The organism is Colwellia sp. 6M3 (assembly GCF_014077595.1).
GTDB lineage: Bacteria > Pseudomonadota > Gammaproteobacteria > Enterobacterales > Alteromonadaceae > Cognaticolwellia.
The window spans coordinates 1-6,593 of the sequence record NZ_JACGWF010000140.1 but is presented as its reverse complement, the minus strand read 5'-3'; the positions used below and the strand labels follow the sequence as shown (position 1 = coordinate 6,593).

Sequence of the window (6,593 nt, the reverse complement as noted above, 5' to 3'; positions counted from 1 at the left end):
AGACTTGAAATTACGTGTTTATGTTACGGGTGGTGGCTGCTCTGGTTTTTCGTATGGTTTCACTTTTGATGAAAAAGTCAACGACGGTGATATGACGATAGAAAAAAAAGGCGTTACTATGGTAATCGACCCAATGAGCTTGCAGTATTTAGTTGACGGTGAAGTCGATTATATTGAAGGCCTAGAAGGTAGTCGCTTTTTAGTGAAAAACCCAAATGCAACGACCACCTGTGGTTGTGGTTCTTCTTTTTCGATCTAATATTAAGCATTTAGTGTAAATAAAAGCCGACTAAGTGTTGGCTTTTTTGATCTTCGACCACTTAGAGGTAAGCGAGTTGATAACTCAATAAATAGCTTGCTCATCAATAACCTCTTAAATGACAGATCTACATTATTGCTTTAAGTGTTGAAGGGCAGTAAATCTTTACAATTGTTGCAAATATTTAAGGAATGATATCAGCTGAATCAAGGGATGTTATTGCAAGTCAGGTGCCTTTTATAGATACTTAAAGGCAAATTGTAAAAATAATTGATTTAAGGAAAAACATGGTTTCTAAAACAAAATTAATTGCCAGTACTGGTTTAGCCGCTCTAATAAGCGTAGTCAGTTTCTTCGCGTCAGCACAACAATTGAATGCTGAGCAACAAACCCAATTGAATACGCTAAAGCAAACGGCGCTACAATCAGATTTATCCTATCAATTAATTGAATCGTTAACTACAGAAGTAGGTCATCGCTTAATGGGGTCTGAAGGCGATAAAAAGTCGATTGTTTGGGCCGTAAATAAAATGAAAGCTTTAGGGTTCGATAAAGTTTGGACCGAAGAAGTTACCGGAAGTTATTGGTTACGTGGTGAAGCAAAAGCCCGAATTGTCGCTCCTTATCCGCATGACCTGGTTGTTTTAGCCCTGGGTGGCAGTATCGGTACAAAACAAGAAGGTTTAACCGCTAATGTTGCTCATTTTGAAACCTTTGCTGACTTAAAAGCGGCACCAGATAACAGCCTTAAAGGTAAAATCGCTTTTGTTTCTTATCAAATGGAACGTCATATTGATGGTGAAGGATATGGGCCAGCAGTAGGTACGCGAGTCGGTGGTGCTGTAGTTGCAGCACAAAAAGGTGCTTCAGCACTAATTATGCGCTCTGTTGGAACTGATAATAACCGAACGGCACATACTGGTGTTATGCGTTATAACGATCAAGTTAAAAAAATTCCAGCGGCCGCTTTATCGAACCCTGACGCTGATTTATTAGTGAACCAACTCAAGCGTGGTAAAGCGGTGAGTTTATACTTAAATATGACCGCTAAAACGAATGCTGAAGTTGTTGCAACATCTGCTAATGTTATTGGTGAATTTACTGGCAGTGAATTACCTGAAGAAATTGTTTCATTAGGTGCTCACTTAGATAGCTGGGATGTTGGTACAGGTGCATTAGATGACGGTTTAGGCATAGGTATGGTAATGGCTGCTGCTCACCACATTGGGCAACTACCTCAACGTCCTAAACGTACTATTCGCGTTATTCTTTTCGCTGCTGAAGAAGTTGGTTTATTAGGCGCTAAGCAATATGTAAAAGCGCATAAAAATGATATGGATGCTCATGTACTGGGTGCTGAATGGGATTTCGGCATAGGGCGCATTTATAAAATGACCCCAGGGGTTGGCGCGCAATCATTAAACGCTATTCGTGAATTAGCTCAATATTTGGCTCCAATGGGCGTAGCGTTAGCACCAGAGAATAATGCCAAAGGACAATCCGATATGAGTGCATTGAGTGATGCAGGTATGCCAAGCATCAACTTTTCACCAGATGGCTCAAATTATTTCGATTATCACCATACTGAAAATGATACTTTAGACAAAGTTGAACCAGAAGCTTTAAAGGTTAATACTGCTATTTATACTATGTATGCTTACTTCGCTGCTCAGGCGATGGTGGACTTTAGAAAATAAATAACAAATGTAAAAGGGCTAAAATATCTCATATTAGCCCTTTTTATTTATACTTTTTTATACACTAAAATCTATAAGTATATCTTGCCCCAATCATCACTTTGATTAGCCTTCTTGTAATAAGAATTCGATAATTCGATTGTGATCAATATCAAAATCTGCAGCATTAACACCTCGAATAATAAAGTCGGCTTCTTTCGCTAGATCAATATTTTTTGCCATGATATATCGTTGATATTTTATATTGTAAAAACAACGTACCTTGGGGTTGATTGGATCGTCCTGATTTCTGCTTTCAACAATAGCAAGGCGGTGAGAGTTAAGCTCTACTATGCTACCAACAGGGTAGACACCTAAACACTTAATAAATAAATCTACCAGTCTAGGCATAAGTTTACCGTCAACGGCCAAGCGTCTTAATATATTGAATGCTTTAATTGGGCTGTAATTTTTTTTGTAACAGCTCTCTGCTGTTAGCGCATCAAAAATATCACAGATGGCGATCATCGCCCCGTAGTTAGAAATGTTGTCTTGTTTTAATTGTTGCGGGTAGCCAGACCCATCTGAACGCTCATGATGAAGCGCAGCAACCTCTAAACTTAATGGCGAAATATCGGGTATCGCTTTAATAATTTCAACGGAATGATTGACGTGTTCCTTTATAATATGGAACTCTTGATCTGTTAACTTTTCTACTTTATTGAGGATATGTTCGGGGACTTTAATTTTACCTACATCATGTAGAAATGCACCAATGGCAAGCTGCTGAGTAATATCGCGATCTATTTTTAAAAACCGAGCAAAAACAGTCATAAGTACAGAAACAGAAACGGAATGCTCTAATAAATATTCATTTTTGTCACGAATATTTATCACACAAACTAACGCATCAGGATTTTTAAATATTGCTGTTATGATGTGTTGAGTAACTTCAATAATAGGCGCAAGGTTGATAGCACGGTTCTCTTGGACATCAAGGAAGATTTGTTGCTGAATTTTTTTTGATTGCTTGAATAACTTTTTAGCTTTGGTAACCTCGAGGATTAAAGGCCCAGGTTTTTCTAATTGTTCGGGTAGATTTGCCTTGAGAGCTTCGTCGATAGTTTTAGTGGTATCAATCAATACAGAGTCGACACCCTTAGCTTTTAAGCTGCGGATTATGTCTTTATTTTTGATATGTCCAGCACGTGCTAAATTATAGGTACCATGTTGTTCAACAATATCGACTACAAAGTGGCCTTTTTTTAAATCATTAATACTAACTTTTATTATCATAATGCAATTACTTAGGACAGATACCTTATATAGTAGTCACTGGTTAATAAAAGGAAATTTATTTTATCAAAAAATTATTCTTATAGCTTAAACACCATGCCATTATTTGCTTTTTTATTTACATATAGGTTTTTGTCGGCAGTTTTTAACAATTCATCCATCGTCTCAGCACCACTGCTTGCAGCAGCTCCACAACTAATGCTAACAGGTAACCGGCTATTTTGATAAGGCATTGGATTCTTCTCAAAGAACTGACATAAACGATCACTAGCTTGTTCGGCTTCTAACAGTGTTTGGCTGGCAAGGACAACGACAAACTCATCACCAGCATAGCGAAAGCATTTATCATTCTCCCGCACTAACTCCTGTAATTGACTCGCCACATAAGTCAAAACTTTGTCGCCACAGTCATGCCCATAGGTATCATTTATCACTTTAAATTTATTACAATCAATAAATAACACCGAAAAAGGTACACCATAACGGCGTTGGCGAATCTGCTCTTCAGCTATACAAACTTCCATTAAGCGGCGGTTAGCTACACCGGTTAATCGATCATAATGCGCCATGTATTGCAGTTGCTCTCGAATTAAGACATTTGATAAACAAAGGCTGACTTTAACCGCGAGCTGTTCTAAATGAAAAGTACCTAAGTCTTGATGAAATCGAGCAGATGATTTATCGGTAAACAATAAGCTACCAAATAACTTACCTTCTAATGATAATGGCGTTAGCGCCGCCGACTTTGCACCGATTAATAAGGTTTTTGGTACAATGTTATCCAGTTGCTCTAACTGGTTAGTTAACATCGGTTTCTTGTCTATATGTAATAAACTTAATTTTTCAGCAGATATTTGAGAGGTGTTTTTTTGATGCCAATTAGATTGTAAATTACCATTAATGAGATAACTTATAGGTGTTGGTTCAGCAAGGAGCAAGGAAATCCCAGACAATTGAAATTTAGTTTGAATCAGCCCAAGTAAGCGCTCTAGAAGCTCCTCACTAGATTGACAAGCAAGTACTTCTGTTTCTATTTCAAATAATTTACGGGCAATACTTTCGTTTACTTTTGAATTTTCAATTAACTGATGAATTTGCGACATTGAGTTCGCCTTGATTGCTCAGATCTTTATCATTGTTATATTTTATCTTAGAGAGTGCAAGTATATTCCTAGCAGTATTAATTGTGCTTGAAGACAGAAAACTAAGCGTTAGTAAAATAAAAGGGCTTTAATGGTATTATATTTGCTTGTTAAGCAGATTAAATAGGTTAATTTTAGCAACAATTGGCTAAGCTAATTAAGATAATGGCCGATATAAAAATAACTCCAATTAAATAGCATCATAGGGAACGAGGTAATATGCAACCAATGCGAAAATTACTTATAGCAATCTTATTTACTTTTACGCAGATTATCAGTGTTTCGGCTGCAGAATTAACTGCTGTACAAATTTATAGTGATAACGTGTTGCTTGATTTAATAAAAGAGAACAAACACTTAAGCCAAGTTGTTATTGATGATTGCCAATTAGTACAAGATATTGAAGCGCGTGCGGTGAAATCTCAGATGCCGTCCTATCAATTTCTCTGGGGCGACATGCTGGCTTACGGAGTTTGCGTAAAGAAAGATGTGCCGTTAGGTTTGCATTATATGCAGGCTTCTGCCGATCAGGGGTTATCTGAAGCACTAGAGCAAATGGGGCGTTATTATCATGTAGGTAAGTTTGTACAAGTTGATATTAATCAAGCCATTATGTTTTTAAAGGAGTCAGCGGCATTAAATAACTTAAAAGCTCAGCTTAGATTAGCCGATTTATATTTAGCCGGTCATGGCAGCCCATTGGACTTTCCTCAGCTATATACCCAGTTACATCAATCTGTTAGCGATGATAAAAAAGAACATAAAGTTATCGCTCAGCATTTGGCTAAATTAGCGCAAAAAATGCCTGACCGTGTCGTGAATGCTGCCAGTAACGGAAAGTATTAACCGCTTATACCGGCAAAATATTGTTCTGATTTGTAATAACCTCAGGCTTTTATCTCGCTTGGGTATATAGTTAATCTACGATATACTACAAAAAAAACCATTACTGAATAAATGTGACCGATAAAGACCCACACAAACAGCGTGAAGCTGACAAATATGATAAACCGGTAGCAAGCCGAGAGCTGTTATTGTCGCTGATCGAAAAATCTAATATCCCGCCAACCTTTAAAGCTATTGTTAAGCAGTTGCAGTATACCGACGAAGAAATGATTGTCGGAGTAAAACATCGTCTGCGCGCCATGGAAAATAGCGGTCAAATTGTGTTTAACAAATTTAAACAATACGCTGTTGCAAATCGTAGTGATGTTTTAACGGGTAAGGTTATTGGTCATCGTGATGGTTTTGGTTTCTTTGCACCCGATAGTGGCGACAAAGATTTCTACATTTCATCTTATGAAATGAAGCGGGTTATTCATGGTGACATAGTCGAAGCTATACTGATTGATCGTACCGATCGAAAAGGTCGCAAAGAAGTTAAGATACTTGATGTTATTAAACCTCGCACTGCTGGAGTTGTAGGTCGATTCTATGTTGACCATCATATTGCCTGTGTTGTGCCCGATGATGCCCGTATTCAACAAGAAATTTTGATCCAACCAGATAAAAAGTTAGGCGCCCGTCACGGCGAAGTCGTTGTTGTTAATGTTATTCAAAGACCGACTAAACGTTCAAATGCGGTGGGTGAAGTAATTGAAGTGCTAGGCGAGCATATGGCTCCCGGTATGGAAATTGAAATTGCTTTACGTGAGCACGATCTACCAAATCAATTTTCTCCTGAAGTTATTGCTGAAGTTAGCGGCATTGCAGATGAAGTTGAAGAATCAGCAAAAGCACCAAGAGTTGATCTTCGTGAACTACCCTTAGTTACTATTGATGGTGAAGACGCACGAGATTTTGACGACGCGGTTTATTGTAAACCTATTGCTGATGGTGGTTGGACGCTATGGGTTGCTATCGCTGACGTAAGCTATTACGTGCGTGATAAAACCGCATTAGATGAAGAAGCTATTTCTCGTGGTAATTCAGTGTATTTTCCAAGCCAAGTTATTCCTATGTTGCCGGAAAAGCTTTCTAATGGCTTATGTTCATTAAATCCTGATGTTGACCGGTTGTGTATGGTTTGCGAAATGACCATCAGTGCAGCGGGCGAGCTAGCCGGTTCGAAATTCTATCCTGCAGTCATGCGCTCTAAAGCACGTTTTACTTACAGTAAAGTAGCAACCATTTTAGGTGTGAACCCTGAGCAAAAAGACGAAGATTATCGCGCAGAGTTACGTACACAGTATCAAGCATTGATCCCAGATTTAGATAACC

General features: G+C 38.2%; 6 protein-coding genes. 4 read left to right on the top strand and 2 right to left on the bottom strand.

Annotation, left to right across the window (positions count from 1 at the left end; translation table 11 throughout):
* Both erpA and H4J50_RS18130 read left to right on the top strand, forming a co-directional pair.
* On the top strand, positions 1-259 hold a 259-nt coding region (gene erpA, locus H4J50_RS18135; RefSeq protein ID WP_182257585.1), incomplete at its 5' end, for an iron-sulfur cluster insertion protein ErpA.
* A gap of 287 nt (positions 260-546) precedes the next feature.
* On the top strand, positions 547-1,956 hold the full coding sequence (locus H4J50_RS18130; protein WP_182257584.1) for a M20/M25/M40 family metallo-hydrolase: 1,410 nt from the start codon (positions 547-549) through the stop codon (positions 1,954-1,956).
* Positions 1,957-2,061: 105 nt separating this feature from the next.
* Here H4J50_RS18130 and H4J50_RS18125 read toward each other — a convergent pair whose 3' ends face one another.
* On the bottom strand, positions 2,062-3,231 hold the full coding sequence (locus H4J50_RS18125) for an HD-GYP domain-containing protein (RefSeq protein ID WP_182257583.1): 1,170 nt from the start codon (positions 3,229-3,231) through the stop codon (positions 2,062-2,064).
* A gap of 80 nt (positions 3,232-3,311) precedes the next feature.
* Positions 3,312-4,334 (bottom strand): GGDEF domain-containing protein, encoded by a 1,023-nt coding sequence (locus tag H4J50_RS18120; protein ID WP_182257582.1) that lies wholly within the window; start codon positions 4,332-4,334, stop codon positions 3,312-3,314.
* Between the two features lie 267 nt (positions 4,335-4,601).
* Here H4J50_RS18120 and H4J50_RS18115 point away from each other — a divergent pair, with 267 nt between their 5' ends.
* Entirely contained in the window at positions 4,602-5,219 is a 618-nt protein-coding gene (locus tag H4J50_RS18115; protein WP_310733282.1) for a tetratricopeptide repeat protein, read from the top strand.
* 113 nt (positions 5,220-5,332) lie between these two features.
* The coding region (locus H4J50_RS18110; RefSeq protein WP_182257580.1) for a ribonuclease R family protein at positions 5,333-6,593 on the top strand (1,261 nt) is incomplete at its 3' end.